The 17,911-nt window shown below is 45.7% G+C and carries 14 protein-coding genes; 2 read left to right on the forward strand and 12 right to left on the reverse strand.

All coding sequences use genetic code 11. The annotated features are described in order from the left end of the window. Window positions 1–7: 7 nt before the first annotated feature. The gene (locus tag BN3261_RS11205; protein ID WP_268872678.1) at window positions 8–1,372 is read right to left on the reverse strand and encodes an alpha-L-fucosidase; all 1,365 of its coding nucleotides are present in this window, start codon (window positions 1,370–1,372) and stop codon (window positions 8–10) included. Window positions 1,373–1,615: 243 nt separating this feature from the next. Here BN3261_RS11205 and BN3261_RS11210 point away from each other — a divergent pair, with 243 nt between their 5' ends. Together BN3261_RS11210 and BN3261_RS11215 are read left to right on the forward strand one after the other, a co-directional pair. After that, window positions 1,616–2,680, forward strand: a complete 1,065-nt coding sequence (locus BN3261_RS11210) for a LacI family DNA-binding transcriptional regulator (protein ID WP_015525384.1) — start codon at window positions 1,616–1,618, stop codon at window positions 2,678–2,680. A gap of 3 nt (window positions 2,681–2,683) precedes the next feature. Next, a complete protein-coding gene (locus BN3261_RS11215) occupies window positions 2,684–3,700 on the forward strand; it encodes a LacI family DNA-binding transcriptional regulator (RefSeq protein ID WP_015525383.1) in 1,017 nt (338 codons plus the stop codon). A 185-nt stretch (window positions 3,701–3,885) separates the two neighbouring features. Here BN3261_RS11215 and BN3261_RS11220 read toward each other — a convergent pair whose 3' ends face one another. The 11 genes from BN3261_RS11220 to BN3261_RS17345 form a co-directional block, all read right to left on the reverse strand. Continuing rightward, entirely contained in the window at window positions 3,886–6,369 is a 2,484-nt protein-coding gene (locus BN3261_RS11220) for a transglutaminase domain-containing protein (protein WP_059086270.1), read from the reverse strand. Continuing rightward, window positions 6,369–7,115 (reverse strand): copper homeostasis protein CutC, encoded by a 747-nt coding sequence (locus BN3261_RS11225; RefSeq protein WP_015525380.1) that lies wholly within the window; start codon window positions 7,113–7,115, stop codon window positions 6,369–6,371. The genes BN3261_RS11220 and BN3261_RS11225 overlap by 1 nt, the downstream gene beginning before the upstream one ends. Before the next feature lie 28 nt (window positions 7,116–7,143). Beyond that, a complete protein-coding gene (locus tag BN3261_RS11230) occupies window positions 7,144–7,905 on the reverse strand; it encodes a DeoR/GlpR family DNA-binding transcription regulator (protein WP_015525379.1) in 762 nt (253 codons plus the stop codon). 420 nt (window positions 7,906–8,325) lie between these two features. Then, window positions 8,326–9,639 (reverse strand): M28 family metallopeptidase, encoded by a 1,314-nt coding sequence (locus BN3261_RS11235; RefSeq protein WP_059086271.1) that lies wholly within the window; start codon window positions 9,637–9,639, stop codon window positions 8,326–8,328. 206 nt (window positions 9,640–9,845) lie between these two features. After that, a complete protein-coding gene (locus BN3261_RS11240) occupies window positions 9,846–10,535 on the reverse strand; it encodes a C40 family peptidase (protein WP_059086272.1) in 690 nt (229 codons plus the stop codon). A gap of 591 nt (window positions 10,536–11,126) precedes the next feature. Next, window positions 11,127–11,984 (reverse strand): YitT family protein, encoded by an 858-nt coding sequence (locus tag BN3261_RS11250; protein ID WP_059086274.1) that lies wholly within the window; start codon window positions 11,982–11,984, stop codon window positions 11,127–11,129. Window positions 11,985–12,162: 178 nt separating this feature from the next. After that, complete coding sequence (locus BN3261_RS11255) at window positions 12,163–13,005, reverse strand: Cof-type HAD-IIB family hydrolase (protein WP_059086275.1); 843 nt, start codon at window positions 13,003–13,005, stop codon at window positions 12,163–12,165. Between the two features lie 160 nt (window positions 13,006–13,165). Beyond that, on the reverse strand, window positions 13,166–14,845 hold the full coding sequence (locus BN3261_RS11260) for a glycoside hydrolase family 13 protein (RefSeq protein WP_059086276.1): 1,680 nt from the start codon (window positions 14,843–14,845) through the stop codon (window positions 13,166–13,168). Between the two features lie 191 nt (window positions 14,846–15,036). Then, the gene (locus BN3261_RS11265; protein WP_059086277.1) at window positions 15,037–15,867 is read right to left on the reverse strand and encodes a PTS system mannose/fructose/sorbose family transporter subunit IID; all 831 of its coding nucleotides are present in this window, start codon (window positions 15,865–15,867) and stop codon (window positions 15,037–15,039) included. Then, a complete protein-coding gene (locus BN3261_RS11270; protein WP_059086278.1) occupies window positions 15,864–16,679 on the reverse strand; it encodes a PTS mannose/fructose/sorbose/N-acetylgalactosamine transporter subunit IIC in 816 nt (271 codons plus the stop codon). The genes BN3261_RS11265 and BN3261_RS11270 overlap by 4 nt, the downstream gene beginning before the upstream one ends. 49 nt (window positions 16,680–16,728) lie before the next feature. Beyond that, a complete protein-coding gene (locus tag BN3261_RS17345; RefSeq protein ID WP_110925797.1) occupies window positions 16,729–17,760 on the reverse strand; it encodes a PTS sugar transporter subunit IIAB in 1,032 nt (343 codons plus the stop codon). Window positions 17,761–17,911: the final 151 nt, after the last annotated feature.

Here is a 17,911-nt window from a genome sequence, read left to right on the forward strand (position 1 = left end):
AAATTGATCAATCGATGATCGCCTCAAAGATCGGCTCTTCTTCCTCAAGCTCCAGGCATACACAGTAGTTCTTTGCCCCCTGAAGCTTCTCCGGAAGCTCTACCTCTATCATCGAGTTTCCTTCGCAGCACTTTAATGCGCGGCACGGAAGCTTTTCTCCTGTGCTTACCACATATGCACCCTTTAACTGATTACCGATGTTCAGCAGTTCAACTCGATATCTCGGTGCAAGGACGTGTACGTAAAGCTTATGTGGTCTCTTTGTAAATTCAATGCTCGGGATCTCATACGGATAGATACCAACATTCTTGGTTCCGTAAATTGCTTCCGCATTCTCAGTCACGTATTTACCAACCTCATTCATAACCTCGACACAAGCTTCCGGAACAGTTCCGTCTGCCATTGGTCCTACGTTCAGCAGGTAATTTCCGCCTCTGCCGACGATCTTGAGAAGAAGGTTCAGGATATCATCCGGATTCTTCCAGTTTGTATCGTATTTATTATAACCCCATGTATCATTTACAGTTGCCGGTACTTCCCAGTCACCGTCGTATGGAAGACGTGGAATAAAGTTATCACCGGTGGTCATGTAATCGCCCTTCTGGTGTCCGATACGTCCGCTGATGATGCAGTCAGGCTTAATACCCTTAACCCAGTCTCTTAATTCCTGAGCTTCGTCTGCGGTCATTCCCATCGGAGTATCAAACCAGATCAGGGAAATATTATCGTAATTCTCAAGAAGCTCTTTTAACTGCGGTTTGCATTTCTCATCGAAGTATATACGGAATTCCGGCTTCCATTCGTTCTTGTCTTCGTAATCCTTCTTATAGGCATTGTCATCATCCCAGTCCTGAGCCTGTGAATAATAGATACCCATTGTCATGTCATATTTCTTACAAGCATCGGAAAGCTCTCTTAAGATATCTCTTCCTGCAGCCTTCACTACATTAAAATCACTGACCTTGGAATCGTACATTGCGAATCCCTCGTGATGCTTGGAAGTAAGAACGATATATTTAACACCCCACTGCTCTTTCGCTCTTTTCACAAACATGTCCGCGTCAAATTTGTCCGGATGGAACTCATCTTTCAGCTTTCTGTAATCTTCCTTGTCAATGTTGAGATTGTTCTCGATCCACTCTGCGATACGGTCTGTCTTGGTGACCTCGCCGGTCTTCGGATCTTTCCATTCTCCTGCAAGGATGGAATAAAGTCCCCAATGGATGAATAATCCGTATTTGGCATCTTTATACCACTGCTGCTTTGTGTCTGCCATAACCTTCTCCTTGTTTCGTATAGCTGATTTTCTTGTTGCATAAAACGTTTCGTTTTTTGTTAAGACTATCTTACCGCATCCGAAGCAGCTTTTCAAGTAAAATCATAGGGCAAAAATCATTTTTCCTATTTTTTACAATTATTTCGTCTTGTTTTTGTGTACTTTTTCGTATCAGGTTTTGTTAAACGTTTCATTTTTATCAATTTTCTGTACAATACGCTCGTTTTTTCTGATACTTTATGTGTAAAAAATGCCATGTGTATTGAGGCATTTTCTTTTTCATGATATAATATGAAAATACTCTATTATCTGTAAATGTATCAGAACCGGAGGTTTTACATGAACGTTACGATCAATGATATCGCCCGTGCGACAGGCCTGTCCACCGCAACGATCTCCAAATATATAAACCACAAAAAAATACGGGAAGAAAATCGTATCCTTATAGAAAAGGCAATTCAGGAGCTTGGATATACCCCAAACCGGAATGCCCAGCTTCTCCGTGCCAAAAACACACATACCATCGGTATCCTGATCTCAGATCTTGGTAATTATTTCTGGGGCGAGCTTGTCAACTCCATTATCAAGCATTTCACGGATCATGGCTATACAGTTATTGTCTGTTCTTTCTTTTTTGAACATCAGAAGGAGATCGATACGATACAGGATATTATCTCCCAGCACTTTGACGGAGTCATCATGCTCCCATCCTGCTGGCATGATGACCTGTACCAGCTCTTACAGAATGCCGGCATACCGGTTGTAATGCTCGATCAGATTCCTGCTTCCATGAGACATTTTCCTGTAGACTGTGTTATTTCTGATAATTACAGAGGCGGTGCACTGCTGGCAGAGCACCTTTTGGAAAAAGGCCACACAAAGGTCTGGATCATGGAACAGTATCTGGACTCCTACACCATCGAGCAGCGGATCCAGGGCTTTGTGGATGTATATCAGAAAAATGGCATTGACCTTCTGAAACAGCAGGATTCTTTTCCCCCTGTTTCTTTTGGTTCCACTGCAGAAACGATCACCCAGAGCAACCTGCATTTCCAGAAGCTTATGGATTCTTCCGATCCCCCTACTGCTGTTTTTTTTGACTGCTATCTCTCCGCAATGGGCGGTTTAAGCGCTGCCAGCCAGGCACGAATTTCCGTTCCTCAGGATATTTCCTTTGTGTGCTTTGATGATGATCCGCTTTTCAAGACCATGAGCGCGACTATGACCTGCGTCTCACAGGATCTGACAAGCATGGGGAAACATGCTGTGGAATTACTTTTAAAAAGGATCCATGGAGACTATACGGATTTTCCCAAAATAGACATGCTGGATGTTGTATTCCACCCGCGGCGCTCCGTAAAAGACCTGTCCGAACACAACAGTACAGCATCCGGAAAGGATTGATTTATGAGTGCAACCATCAAGGACATTGCCAGAGAAACCGGTCTGGCATTGGCCACCATTTCAAAATATATCAACGGCGGAACTGTACGGCCGCAAAACAAAAAGCAGATCGACGAAGCGATCCGGAAACTGAATTACGTTCCACGAAACACGGCCCGGGGACTTCGTTCCTCCAAGACTTACCGTATCGGTCTGGTATCCGGTCCTCCCAATACTCCGCATAATGCTTTTCTTCTGAGCAAAATAGAAAACACCATGCGCGCTCACGGTTATTCTCTCACATTTATGAGCGGCGACAAGTATAAGGATCATGTCAATAAATTCGTCCCTCACATGCTCCGCTCTGGGATCGACGGCCTTATCATTACCTCTTTCAGTCTGAACCAGGACATCTGTTCTGCTGTGGAACACGCCAAAATCCCTGTTGTGGAGCTGGAAGAACACAGCCATTTCCACCGTACAGACTGTGTACAGACCAGCTGTACCTCCGGAGCCTACGAGATCGTGGAGCATCTGATAAAAATGGGGCATCAGAAGATCGCCCTTGTCACCGGTTCTCCTGCATCCTATACTGCATGTGAACGAAAAAAAGGCTATCTCCGGGCACTGGAAGACTACGATATTCCGGTTAATCCCGATTATATCATCGCTGAAAATTACACAAACGACTTTGGATATCAGGCAATGCAGAAATTATGGAATCTTCCGGAACGTCCGACTGCCGTATTTTCTGCGAACTATACACTATGCCTCGGTATTTATGAAGCGATCTACAGCCTTGGCATCCGGATCCCGGAAGACCTGTCTGTTGTCTCCTTTGATGATTTTGAACTGTCCATGCTGCTTTCTCCTCAGCTGACCGCTGTCCGTCAGCCGCTGACCGGTCTGGCAGAGCAGGCCTGTGATCTGCTGCTTCGCAGAATGAACGGAGACTACAGTGATTTTCCAAGGACGATACGCCTGAAGCCAGAATGTATCTACCGGGATTCCGTGCGTGATCTCTTTTCTGATGCTAAGTAATGCAAAGCAACTTTTATTACGGCAATTTCGGGAAGCACAACAGGCATTTTCATTCCGATCTGCCCGCATATTCTGAGCATCTGAACCACTGCAATAATTTCACAGCTTTTACAAAGGGCACAGACCGTCACCGACACAGTCGATGATACGGCCTGTGTTCCTTCTGTATATATCCGTTATATCTGTCACAGCAGTCTCAGCAGCATATCTCCGGTTCCCACATTGTATCCGCTGGTTGCATAGATCCCATTCAGGCTTTTGTTTGTCACAATGATCAGCGGAAGCTTATCCGGATCTACGTACATTCTTCTTCCCAGTGTATTGATGATCTCTGAAAAATCATCATATAAGATCTGAACATCTCCAAGCTTGCCCAGTGCTCTTGAAAGGGTAGGTGTCTCCAGCGCTTTTTTGCTTTTTACTACAAAAATGATCCTATTCGCATATCGGGAAAAAGCTTCTTCCTGCTCCATCATCTCATTTAAGATATGCTCCGTCGGTTCTTTCTCCTCTTCCAGAAACGCCAGGATATGCTTCCCATCTGCCGTCAGTTCTGACGCCTTCACGGTGCTTCCATCTTCTTTTCTGAGAGTAAATTCCGGTATGGAGATATTCTCCAGCATATCTTCCAGGTTTGCATTCCGAAATGCCAGCTCCACCCTCTTCATTTCTCCGATCTGAACCTCAAAATAATACTCCGCTGCAAATATATTTCCATTTGGCAATCTGTTTGAGGTAAGGATCCTGTAATTTCCCGCTTCCAGCGGCAGCTTCATCACCTGATCTCTGAAATTTTCGGCTTCCAGCTTCCGTGTGATATATTTTCCGGCTTCCAGTTTTGCGATGCTCCAGTTCTGGAAATATTTCCACTGTGTATCCGCACTTGCCTTCAGAAGGATCGATGCCTTTTTCTCCGTTTCCGCAGATACTGAGATGAATTTTCCGTTTTTCATATACTCCATGGAACGGTCATGAGGGTTCAGGCGTGCCGGAATCCCCAGTGTTCTCGCCATTGCCACAAAAAGGATCTTCTTTGACAGAATGCTTCCTGTTCCCGTTTTCAAACATCCGGACGGCGTGGTGATCACACTGCTGCGTTCTTTCTCCGGACTGGAAACGATCTTATCCTCAATCCACTTCCAGATCTTCGCCGGTTCCTTTTGCAGCATATTTTTTTCTTCTTCCGACAGTTGCTCAAGAATCGTTTTTCTGTATTTCTGCAAAACTTCATCGTCAACTCTCGGGTTCAGTACATATGGTACAAAAATATCTGCATCCATGTTTTTTTCATACGGTAATGCAGATTTCAGGTGCTCCTCCAGAACCTGGCTGATACAGTCTGTTCTGTCTTTCTCTGTGAGGACTTCAAGGAGTTTTTTTCTCATTGAAGAATCTCCAGTTTCTTTTTCCAGGAATTTCCGACACTCCGGATTGCTCAGGTTTCTTACCTTCTGTTCCCTGTAAGCGTTTGCCTCTGCCAGACGTTTGCTACCCCTTTCCTTCTGCTCCGGTGTTGGCATATCTTTATTTACAGGTGCATCATGAGGTGCGATCATATCGATCTCCGTCCACTCCTCATAAAAAATACCCTTTTCCTTTCCTACGGGCATCAGACAGATCTCACAACAATCCTCTGTTTTTGTATCCATGCTGTTTTCTGCATGCAGCCATTCTCCATCTGCATACATCCTTGCAGAAATATGGATACTTCCAAGCCCTGTTGTCAGGCTGACTTTTCCCAGACTGTCGGTTTTCAGTTCTGCGATCGGGGCATATTCCGAATAATTCAGCACCTCAAAAGAAACTTCTGCACCTTCTGCCGGTTTTCCATGTGAATCCTTTACGGACACAGTGATCTCTTTTGTCCGTGCATATCGTTTCAGCTCGTTGAGCATAGTCACCATACCATCTTTGCCGATCACTTCTCCCTCCGGGATCATGGTATCAAAAACTCTTGAATGGACCATCATGGCCCTTGAGGAAGCGTTGGTAAACCATCCCTTATTCAGGATCTCCTCCGGCTCACAGGCTCCCAGAAAATACCAGCTTCCATCGCACCAGATTTCCACCCACGCATGATTGTCATCACAATGAGACCACTTTGGTGCATATACCTGACGGGCAGGTACACCAACACTTCTCAGTGCATTAACGGTAAATACAGATTCCTCTCCGCATCTTCCGTTTCCTCTGCGGTATACGGCAAGTGCAGACAGGGTACGATCATCTGTACAATGATAGGTAGCCTCCTGTGCACACCAGTAGTTCACCTCCAGGGCAGCTTCCCGGAAGCTCATTCCCTCAGTTCTCTCTCCGATCTCCCTGCGGAAAAATGTACGGCAGGGTGCGATCTCCTCCTCATTTACTCTATGAAACAGCACATAATTCAAAAAGATTTCCTCCGGCAGCTCTGCCACCCCGGAGTTTTCCTTCCATAAATATACGCCATTCTCCGCATAATCCAGGAATACTTCAAACGCGTAATTTCCGATATCACTGTACGGCATGAACGCATATAAATATTTGCACGCCAGAGCCACTTCGTCTGTGCATTCCGCAAGCTTTTTATCAATCTCCGCAAAAACCTGCGGTAACCCCATCATCTGCTCCCGATATTTTTTTTCGATCCGATCACGGTTTTCTTTCAGAAAAATCTTCCCCTCAGCCATTATAATTCCTCCAGAACTTTCTTTGCAGCACGAACATTTTCAATATCTGTACGCCATATCTCATATTCACTGAATGTCGGAAGTCCCATATTGACACCTTCCTTGCGAAACTGCATCGCACTGTCCGTTACAACCTTGCCGCTCATATGATAAGCCTTGATCCCGGTAAGAGGATAAAGCTGGCGGATCACTTCCGCACCGACGCCACTCCCCGCCTGGATGGTGATACGTCCCTGACTCCTGGTTTCCAGTTCCTTCAAAAGCTCCGCACCCTGAAGGCAGGTATTCTTCTGTCCGGAGGTAAGGATCGTATCGATTCCCAGAGAGATTGCCTGTTCCATAGCCTCGATCGGATCTGCGCACACATCAAAAGCCCTGTGCAGCGTAACAGACATATCTCCCGCCGCATCCATCAGCTCTTTCATCTGTTCCATATTCAAGGTGCCATCCGGTTTCAGGATACCTACCACGACACCCTCCGCTCCCATTTTGCGGAAATCCTTTACTGCATTCCTTATCATAGAAAATTCCGCATCTGTATAACAGAAATCTCCAAACCGCGGACGGATCAGCGCATGGATCCGGATATCTGAACGCTTCCTTATTTCCTCAAAAAGCCATGGGCCGGGAGTTGTTCCCCCGATGATCAGATTACTGCAAAGCTCCAATCTGTCCGCACCACCCTCGGCTGCTGCCATGGCGGATTCCACAGAATCCACACAGGTTTCCAGAATATAGTCTTTCATGTAAAAATCCCCCTTTATTACTGTCTGCTCAGAGTAATTTCACTCCGGTATTCCTCAGTATGTTCACAATGGTATCATCCGGAAATTCATCGGTAATGATCCCGCTGATATCATCAAAATGTGTATATTTATAAGATTCGTTAAAATAAAACTTCTCTCTCTCCATAACCACATATTTATGTCTGCTGCTCTGCACTGCCGCCTTCTTGGTCAATCCATCCTCCACTCCGGATGTAGTAACTGCAAAATCTGTCATATCCACGCCACAGCTTCCCAAAAATGCCCGGTCAAAGCTGTACTGCTTGATCACCTCAATGGCCGCAGCTCCCATAAATCCATTCACCGAACGGTACATAGTTCCCCCTGTGCCTATGGCCGTGATGGACGGATTCGCAGCAAGGATCTGCAGGATATCGATCATATTGCTGACAACCACAACATGCATACCCGACGAAGCGATAAGCCTTGCCAGCTCTATATTTGTAGTGGAAACATCCAGAAAGATCGTTTCGTTATTTTTGATCAGCTTGAAGGCTTTCGCAGCAATCACTTTCTTCTTATCAAGATTGTACATACGCCTGTCTACTACGTTTCTCTCCAGAGGATACTCCTGTGACAGGATCGCTCCGCCGTAAGTCCTCTTTAATCTGCCTGCATTTTCAAGGATCTTGAGATCCTTGCGGATACAGTCCTCCGTAACCTGAAACATCTCGCTTAATTCTTTGACCCTGACTTTTCCTTTTTCGCGGAGACATTTCTCTATTGCATTCTGTCGTTCTTCTGTAAACATGGTCCTATCTCCTCATTCCTGATTTTTCTGTGATAAAAGTTCCAGAAATCAATACTCCGCAAAACAATATCCGGCGCATTGATCCCTGGAAAGCCTGTGATTTCAGTATAACAGTTCGATATCTTACTGTCAATTATTTTGTATTATTTTTTATTGTTTTATCGTATTTTGATCAAATCAAGTAATTCCACTGGTTCAATTGCAAACCTCCGCTTGCCCCCTGTTCCGGGAATCCCTTACAAAGCTGCAAATATCCCCCTGACTCAAAGCCACATGTTCCCTTGCGGAATTATAAAGGTCAATAACCATTGAAAATATTGAATAACTTATGAGGACTTGTCTGTACTCTTCCCGAAACAGACAAGTCCCCACAGTTCCATAACAAATATCCAGTTATGAGCAGATAAAATCAGCTTTTTACTATCTGCACATATATTCATCCAGCTCTCCGATAAATTTCTCCGGCATCTTTCTCTCAAACGGGAAAACCTCCGTATTCCCAAGCGCATCCGCAATACATCCCAGAAGGATCGCACTTCTCTCCAGCGACCAGGCAGACAGCAGATCAATCGTATCATAACGGGTATGCATGCCAAAACCATCCCGGTTCAGAGTCATGGCCGGAATTCCCTTCCATGCAAAAGAATTGGAATCACTTCCCCAGATCTGATTCTTCACAGACGCTCCGATCCCTGCTTCGTCAGCGATCTCAAGAAGCTTATCACAAACAGAAGCCTCTCCCGTCACTCCCAGAACATTTCCTCCGATCAGCTGCCCGGCCAGATCTACATTCATATTAAAACGATGCGCTCCAAGCTCACTCTCATGAACTCTGATATAATCCCGGCTGCCCAGCAAACCCTTCTCCTCAGCACCAAACCACACAAATTCCATAGTCCTGCGCGGTCTATACTGCTGAAAATATCTGCAAAGCTCCATGATGATCGCTGCCCCAGCCATATTATCATAGGCCCCTGGTCCCTCCGGCACCGAATCATAATGCGCCGTAATCGTCAAGATCTCATCTTTCTTATCCGTACCTTCGATCCTCGCCACTACATTACGGGATCTGCACGCCGTCACATCCTGTTCCACAACCAAGCACACCTCAGACGCACCCTCCGTCACCAGCTCCACTGCATCCTTATAATGAAGATTCGCCCCCGGAATCCTGCCACTATATTTTTCCTGCATCTTGTGAATATCCTCTGCAGACTCCGACAATCCTTCTGTCTCTTCTGCTGCATCCCCCGGAAAGATCATCGGCAGGCTGCGCTGACAGGGAACCCTGTCCACTCCTTCATCCAGCGGAGAACCCTCCACACTGATAAAACCAACAGCTCCGGCGCTCACCAGTCTCTGATACACATCACCACTCACCCGGCCATTCACCATAACGATCTTACCCTTCGCCCGTGAAAGACTGACAGCATCTCCATTCTCCACATACAAAAAATCCGCTTTCAGACCTTCTGCCCCAGTATTTCCACATCTTCCATACCCGGTCACCACATACTCCTTCTGATAAGGCTCCACAACCTTAAGCACCGCTCTGTTGATCCGAAAACCCCAAAAATCAAACTCCTCCATCCGATTCTTCACTCCGAAGCTGTCCAAAGTATCCCGGATCATCTTCGCCGCCTTCACTTCCCCCGCAGTACCCGCTTCTCTGACAAAATCAAACCCGGCCAGAAACTCCATCTGCCGCTTACCACTGATTTCCTTCGTATTCATAACCCCACAACCTTTCTGAATTTTATCTAAGTCCCCACCCACTGCTTATTGCTTTTCGCAACCCACAGGAGACTTACTTGATTCGGTTAAATTATACACTATTTTTCTGCAAAAAAACTGCCTGCAGCTATTTTTCAGCCTACCCAACCAAAAAATCTCCACAGACAGTTTATATTTCATATCAGTAAAGCATTTATATCCATATCCTAAGCCACAAACGAACCAACCGCAGCCGGAGCCCGGTAATCATAGTCGGAAACCTTAATCCCTGTAGCTGCTGTACTGGCGTGAACGATCTTGCCATCACCAATATAAAGAGCCACATGATCAATACCACCATCACCATAAAAAACCAGATCACCAGCCTCAATATCCGAAACATCCTTCTTCTCGGAAGCCGCACACTGAGCCGCAGCAACACGAGGAAGCTCATACCCAAACTCCGCAAACACTGACATCACAAACCCCGAACAATCCGCCCCGTTAGTCAGACTCGTACCACCATAAACATAAGGATTCCCCACAAACTGCAGCGCAAAATCCACAATCCCCTGCCGCTTCTCCAGACGCGCAACCTCAGCAGCCTTACGCTCCTCTTCCGCCTTACGCGCAGCCTCAGCAGCCGCTTCAGCCTCAAGCCTCTCCTGTGCGATCACCTCAGCCTCAGCCTTCGCCTCCTGATACCCCTGAACCTCAGAAACCGTCTTATCCGCCAGAGCACTGGCAAAAGCAGAAATAGAATCCGCACCATCCGAAAAATCATCCTCAATAGAAAGCTCCTCCACATCTCCATCAGACACAGCACTGACATCATCCACATCCGCAAAAACAACAGAAGGAACCACACCCACAAGAACAGCACTCAGAACAACAGCAGCAAATTTCTTATAAAACATAAACAATAAAACTCCTCTCAGAAAACCACGCAGCAGCACCACCCATTCAGGCAGACATTCACAATCCACTTCGCCACGCTCCTCATTCGCCATTTTGTTACATTTTTATTAAATTTGTTACGTAAGTGTGTATCCTACCATAAAAATCCCCACCTGTCAAACCCCTTTCACAAAACCTTCACACACCAATCAGCCATCCAACACAGCGACGATGCCCCAGCCATCACCTTCACCACAGGAAACTCAACCTTTCTCCCAGCCATCCAGCGCAGCGACGATGGCTCATCCCTCACCTTCAGACCACAGGAAACTCAGCCTTTCCTCCCAGCCATCCAGCGCAGCGCTGATGGCTCATCCAACTCCCGGGAATCCACTCAATCCTCCAGCCCTCATCAATCCCCACTTCCGCCAGTCGCCCCACACCCCCACCACTACCTCCCGCCCGGAACCGAACAGCCGGGGAGACGCCATCCACCACAAAAAAGAGCGCCCCGCAGCCCATCCAGCCCGCAAAGAACGCTCTCCTAATTTCCATCAGCTTACAATCATACACAATCACCTACGATCAGCATACAACCCCATACGATCGCATCAAATATAACTCATAAACCCCTTCCCAACAACCTCACTACTCTTAGTAACCATCAAAAACGCCTGCGGATCCACCTCATCAATAAACCTCTGCAGAAGCACCGCCTGTCTCACATCAACAACCGTCAAAATAATCTTCTTATCCTTATGCGAATAAACACCCTCCCCATGATAAACCGTAGCACTCCGATCCAGCCCATTCATAATAAACTCACAGATCTCATCCGGCTTACTGGAAATGATCGTAAAATACTTATTCAGCTTCATTCTCTCAATAGACTTATCGATCAGCAACGTCTTAGCCATAAGCCCCAGCACAGAACAAAGCCCCGTAGTAAGATCAAACACCATAAACGAAACAACAACGATCACACAATCCACCGCAAACAATGCACCCGAAATATTCATCGTAGAATACTTCTTAATGATCATCGCCACAATATCCGTGCCACCACCCGAAGCATTCTCAAAAAACAGCAGCGCCGCAGCCAGCGCCGGCAAAATGATCGCAAAGCAAAGCTCCAGCATAATATTCCCCGTCAGCGCCCTGTTCATAGGAAAAACCTTCTCAAACACATTCAGAAGCAAAGAAGAAACAACCGTAACATAAGCCGTCTTCACTCCAAAATCCCGGCCAAGAACAATAAACCCGATCACCAGCAAAATCAGATTGATCACCAGGTTGATCTGCGCAGACGTCATCGGAATAAAATGCGAAAACACAACCGCCATACCCGAAACACCACCAAAGGAAAAATTATTCGGAAACTTAAATACATAAATTCCCACATCCATCAGAACAACGGCAAATGTGATAATGATATACTCCATCACACGCTTTGGTATCAGATTTTTCATTAAAAAATATCCTCCTGATCTCCTCAAATAATTTTCACCGGTAACTACCGGTCAAAACCAGCAATCCCCGCATCCTCTTCGTTTATCATACCTTATATCACCAAAAATGCAAATAAAAAAAGACAGAGAAAAATACATTTCCCTGTCCCTTATATCAACGAGCACGATCAACCACAGCTTACAGTCCGAAAAACCTCTCCAGAAATTCCGCCACACCATCATGATCGTTATCTCCGGTCACCTCATTCGCTGCATCCTTTACATACTGTTTGGAATTGCCCATAGCAACACCGATACCTGCACCCTCCAGCATTTCCAGATCATTCTCATTATCTCCGAAAGCGATCACATGCATCCGGTCAATACCAAGCTTTGTGCGAAGCATGGCAAGACCCACACCCTTGTCCACGCCTGCTGCATTAAACTCCGCATTGCCGCTGATGGAAGTAGTCACTGCCACATCATCCAGATCCTTCCATTTCTCACGAAGTGCCCTGCTGGTCTCCATATCATCAAAATAAATATTGATCTTCTCTGCCTGATCCAGAATATCTTTCTGATGATAAAAATCCTTAATATATACATGTCTGCTGAGAAAATAATCTACAAAAGTTTTTTCCAGCAGATCTTTATCCGCTACAGATGCCACATAATCTCTGGCATCCGCATCAGAATAGGCGATTCCGTTTGCATAAGCCTCTGCGATCCAGCCTTTTGCGTCGCTGTTTTCCACATCCTTCAGGATTTTACTTACCATTCCTTTTGGCATGGTTTTTCGCCAGATCATCTCATTTTTATCGTAATCCCAGACAACACAGCCGTTTTCCACGATTCCCCATTTCACACCCCGGAGCACAGAAAACTCCCGAGGGATCAGTTCTCTGGTCCTTCCGGTTGCCGGCACCACATAATGTCCGTCATCGATCAGACGCTGCAGAACATTTCTGTTCCTTTCAGAAATCTTATTCTCACTGTTCAGAAGAGTTCCATCCATATCCACTGCAATGATATATTTTTCCATAAATTCCTCCTGTTTGTCTTTTCCTCACAGGCAAAAAGCGCATCTGCACTGCACCCGGATATCCTTTGGCAGTACAGATACGCACAAATACTCATACCTGCTCTCTGTAAAGCGGAGACTTTTCTTCCACTTTACTACTACATATACAACAGCTCAGGAATTACCGGATCCTCATCATAAACGCCTCGTACGGTCTTAAGTCCGCTTTGATTCCTGTTCTGTCCTTATAGTTTGCAATCTTAATATCCTCTTTATCGGACACATATTTCGCAAGACCTTCTGTACTTACCGTATCCTCAGAAAGGTTTGCCACCACGATCCACTGCTCTTTGTCGGAAGTTCTTAAATATGCAAAGATCTTCTCGTCTTCCGGAAGAAGGAGCTGATAGTCACCTTCTGTGAGAAGCTCTTCCTCATGACGAAGACAGATCAGATCCTTATAATAATAAAACACGGAATCATTTTTTTCCAGAGCTTTTTTTACATTGATCTCCTGGTAACGATCAGAAAGGCGGAACCATGGCTTACCGGTTGTAAATCCTGCATTTTCGCTGTCATCCCACTGCATAGGAACCCTGGCATTGTCACGACTCTTGTTCCATACTGCCTTGCGGAAATCATCCTCAGAAATGGTTTTGTTCTTAACGACAAGATCCTGATATGCATTACGAACCTCGATATCCTCGTACTCCTCCAGCGGGAACTGCACGTTTGTCATACCGATTTCCTCTCCCTGATATACATAAGGAGTTCCCTGCATACCATGGAGAACGGTAGCATAAGCCTTTGCACATTCCTCGCGGTAAGTAGTGTCATTTCCCCATCTGGAGATCACACGTGGCTGGTCATGATTTTCAAAATACAGAGCATTCCAGCCCTTGTTATAAAGCTTGTTCTGCCACTCACTCATAACACGTTTCAGATCACGGAGATCAAAAGGCTTCAATTCCCACTTGCGGTTTACAGAGCCCGGAATACGGTCGATGTTCATATGCTCAAATGTGAAGATCATATTCAGCTCCTCACGCTCCGGATCTGTAAACAGTCTTGCAACCTCCGGTGTGGAGCCCGGCGCCTCACCTACCGTCATACAGTCATATTTTGAAAGCACCTCCCGGTTCATCTCATGGATAAACTCATGAAGTCTTGGTCCGTTGCTGTGATATTTTCCTGTATAATACTTGCGGCCATCCGTTTTCGGGTAATCCGGGAAAGACTGGTCTTTGGAGATGGATGCGATTACGTCCATACGCCATCCGTCAGCTCCTTTATCCATCCAGAATTTCATCAGATCATAGATTTCCTTACGGACGGTTTCATTTTCCCAATTGAGATCCGGCTGTTTTCTGCTGTAAAAATGAAGGTAATATTGGCCGCGCTCTTCATCATATTCCCAGGCACTTCCACAGAAGCTGGAGCCCCAGTTGTTTGGCTCACTGCCGTCTGCTTTCGGATCCTTCCAGATATAATAATCACTGTATTTGCTGTCTTTTGATTTCCGGCTTTCCACAAACCATGCATGCTCATCGGAAGTATGGTTGACAACAAGATCCAGAATGATCTTGATACCATGCTCATGAGCTTTTCCGATCAGCTCATCCATGTCCTCGTTACTTCCGAAGCCCGCGTAGATCTTCCGGTAATCACTGATATCGTAACCGTTGTCGTCCTGTGGGGAGTCAAAAACAGGGCTGAGCCAGATCACATCGATTCCAAGATTCTGAAGGTAAGGGAGCTTTTCAATAATACCCTTGAGATCGCCGAAGCCGTCCCCGTTGGAGTCCTTAAAGCTTCTTGGATAAATCTGATATACAACGGAATTCTTCCACCAATCTTTCATTTCTTATGTCTCCTTTATTTTGCATTGAGCAGATATTTATAATCCGTATTTGCCGCTTATTTATATCCGGTCAGGTATTCTTCAACTGCCCTTTTGCAGTCAGTTATTTCAATATAACTTTTTTTCAGGTTTTTTATAGGCGGACCACCTGAGGTCCGCCTTTTCATAGTTCTGATCTTTATCCTTAAGGTTTATGCAATTCCAAGAAGAGAGAGAAGGATGCTCAGGATGATAACACCGATGATCAGAACTGTGATGCTGATATTTTTCTTTTTCAGCAGATAGTAGCACAGAAGAGTCAGTCCAAGAGGAACAATACCGATAAAAATCTGGTCCAACATGTTCTGGAGATTCAGAACAGATTCACCCTTCATGGTGAGCTCATAAGTGGAATTAAAGGTTACCATGCTGGCAGTCATGCCGCCGACCATGATCAGACCTACAATGCTGGCAGCTTTTGTCAGGATGTTCATAAGACCGCTTGCATAAACCTTCTGAATATATTCGGAACCAAGCTTGTAGCCCAGGAATGTTCCATAATATTTCACAAGAATAGACGGAATGTTGAAAAGAAGCAGGAACACGATCGGTGCCAGAACATTTCCGGATGCACCAAGACCTACTGCGATCCCGGCTGCGATCACACGGAGAACGCCCCAGAAAATGGAATCACCGATACCGGCCAGAGGTCCCATCAGAGAGGATTTAACTGCATTGATAGAGCTCGCGTCAAAATCCTTCTGCTCGCTGTTTTTCTTCTCCATGGAAGCTACAAGACCCATGATGAAAGTGGAACAGGTGATGGTTGTATTGAAGTAGGACATACTTCTTGTGAGGGCAGCTTTTTTGCCTTTCTCATCGTTTTTGTAAAATTTGTTGATAAATGGCATCAGGGAATAGCAGAAACCGGAAGCTCCCTGTTTTGCCGGGCTTACTGCCGCATACAGAGTGAAGGAACGCCAGAACGCTTTTCTCAGCATTTTTCTTTCATCTGCTGGAATGGATTTCGTTAAATTACTCATGAGAAAAATTCCTCCTCTTCTTCATCAAGATATTCGTCAGAACCACCGGCCGGTGAAGCTGTCACTCTCTGCGCCGCAAGCTGGTTCAGCTTGTAATCATTCATACCAATAGAAATGGCAATGATCACACCGATCACGGCAAGAGCGATCAGTGGAAGCTTTAAGTATGCTGCAAGGACAAAGCCCAGGAAATAAAACATACAGATCTTGTTATCCCAGAGCATCTTCATCAACATTGCCATACCTACTGCCGGAAGAAGTCCGCCGCAAACTGTCAGACCATTCATAACAACATCCGGGATGGCATCCAGAAGTGCACTGACTGCATCAGATCCGAACAGGATCCCGAAAAATGCGAACAGGGAATATAAAAACCAGTTTACAGCCCAGAGCCCATAGTGAAGAGCAACGATCTGTTTTTCTTTTCCTTCTGCCGCCAGACGGTCGAAGGTTTTTGCAAACATACCTACAATAAAAATATAGAGAACGGTCTTGATCTGAAGACCAAGGATACCGATTGGAAGTGCAAGTGTCAGGGCAACCTCAGAGCCTTTGCCAAGCATGATGGCAAAGGCAGTTCCTACAGCTGTGGCAATTCCGGGTTCTGCTGCAGAAGCTCCGCCGATATTTACAACTCCCATGAATACAGCTTCCAATGAAGCTCCGATGATAACTCCTGTGTGAAGATCTCCAAGGAACAGACCTACCAGTGGCCCGATGACGATCGGACGGTTCAGCATGGTAAATCCGACCAGCTCTGCACCGCCGACACAGATAAATACGGCAAGTGCTACAAGAAATGCGTTTAACATTTTTTCTTTCCTCCCTTTTTTGTGCTACGTTTTATTTATTCAGTGGATGTCAGTCAAGCTTGTCCAGTATATCCTTCACAAGCTTCTGCTCATCATTGGGTACCTGCTGCATACAGGCCTTCGGATCAAGAGCCACCAGCTCTTTCAGTGCCTGCTGTTCTACTTTTGTCAACATGATAGTCGGGGCCAGGACAAGCTTCTCGGAAACATCGATTCCATCAAAACGTCCCGTATTTCCTACATTGAGGAATCCGATCTCACCAACATTTTGTCTTATCTTCAGAGCATCCTTTACCGTTCTTGTCAGAACCAGAATACGCATCCTGGATGCCTTCGGATTGTTTAAGATACGAATGGCTTCATCCACCGGTTTGATCAGCGATTTGATTCCGCCCGGTACGGCCATTTTCAATGCCATCTTCTGGGTGTTATCGTTAGCTGCCTCGTCGTTAGCTACCACGATTCCCTGTACAGCCAGCTGTTTGGTCCAGGTCATGGCAACCTGTCCGTGGATCAGACGGTCATCTACACGAAGTGCGGTGATCTTTGCTGTGGAATTGTCATAGGACTGGGGAGCCAGAGCTTTTTTCGGTGCGGATTTTTTTGCATACGATGCAGCACCTTCTGAAATCTGCGCAGTATTTTCGATACCCTGTGCAGTATCTTCTTCAGCATTTTTTTCAGATGTGGATTTCTTTCCACCGCCAAGGTCTACCATCTGAAGCTCTTCTCTGGCATCATCGATGAACTCCTGGATCTCCTCCTCTGTCACATCGTCATCTGCCATCATGACCTGCATCAGGACCGGAAGGTTGGTTCCTGTGATCAGTATGACATTTTCTTTCTGGCTGTATCCCAGAAGCTTCTGATTTACGCTTCCTCCCATCAGATCTGTGAAAACGAAAATCCTGTCGTTTTCATGCTGTGCGAAATATTCTTCAAACTTTTTCTCCACATTGTCTTCCGGTGTCACATATGCGTCGATGGTTGTGATCTCATCCATTTTTCCAACGATCAGCTCTGCTGTATAACGAATGCCGGAGGCCATTTTTCCATGTGTGGCGATCAGAATCTGTTTCATCTGGTATTCACTCCTTCTGTACTCTTTCCCTTTGGTTATGTACCTAACCTTTATGTTCACACTATAGCATCAAAGTTAGACTGTGTAAATAGGTTATGTACATAACCTATCATTGTAACAAGTTCAAAATCATGGTTTTGTGCAGGTTTCA

This window comes from Blautia massiliensis (ex Durand et al. 2017) (assembly GCF_001487165.1).
Classification (GTDB): domain Bacteria; phylum Bacillota; class Clostridia; order Lachnospirales; family Lachnospiraceae; genus Blautia_A; species Blautia_A fusiformis.

What these genes read in the sequence shown, in the direction of transcription:
- BN3261_RS11250 (WP_059086274.1), bottom strand. Translation starts at nt 11,984, where the DNA reads ATGAAAAATCTGATACCAAAGCGTGTGATGGAGTATATCATTATCACA.
- BN3261_RS11225 (WP_015525380.1), bottom strand. Translation starts at nt 7,115, where the DNA reads ATGAAAGACTATATTCTGGAAACCTGTGTGGATTCTGTGGAATCCGCC.
- BN3261_RS11240 (WP_059086272.1), bottom strand. Translation starts at nt 10,535, where the DNA reads ATGTTTTATAAGAAATTTGCTGCTGTTGTTCTGAGTGCTGTTCTTGTG.
- BN3261_RS11215 (WP_015525383.1), top strand. Translation starts at nt 2,684, where the DNA reads ATGAGTGCAACCATCAAGGACATTGCCAGAGAAACCGGTCTGGCATTG.
- BN3261_RS11265 (WP_059086277.1), bottom strand. Translation starts at nt 15,867, where the DNA reads ATGAGTAATTTAACGAAATCCATTCCAGCAGATGAAAGAAAAATGCTG.
- BN3261_RS11260 (WP_059086276.1), bottom strand. Translation starts at nt 14,845, where the DNA reads ATGAAAGATTGGTGGAAGAATTCCGTTGTATATCAGATTTATCCAAGA.
- BN3261_RS11270 (WP_059086278.1), bottom strand. Translation starts at nt 16,679, where the DNA reads ATGTTAAACGCATTTCTTGTAGCACTTGCCGTATTTATCTGTGTCGGC.
- BN3261_RS11210 (WP_015525384.1), top strand. Translation starts at nt 1,616, where the DNA reads ATGAACGTTACGATCAATGATATCGCCCGTGCGACAGGCCTGTCCACC.
- BN3261_RS11220 (WP_059086270.1), bottom strand. Translation starts at nt 6,369, where the DNA reads ATGGCTGAGGGGAAGATTTTTCTGAAAGAAAACCGTGATCGGATCGAA.
- BN3261_RS11255 (WP_059086275.1), bottom strand. Translation starts at nt 13,005, where the DNA reads ATGGAAAAATATATCATTGCAGTGGATATGGATGGAACTCTTCTGAAC.
- BN3261_RS11235 (WP_059086271.1), bottom strand. Translation starts at nt 9,639, where the DNA reads ATGAATACGAAGGAAATCAGTGGTAAGCGGCAGATGGAGTTTCTGGCC.
- BN3261_RS11230 (WP_015525379.1), bottom strand. Translation starts at nt 7,905, where the DNA reads ATGTTTACAGAAGAACGACAGAATGCAATAGAGAAATGTCTCCGCGAA.
- BN3261_RS17345 (WP_110925797.1), bottom strand. Translation starts at nt 17,760, where the DNA reads ATGAAACAGATTCTGATCGCCACACATGGAAAAATGGCCTCCGGCATT.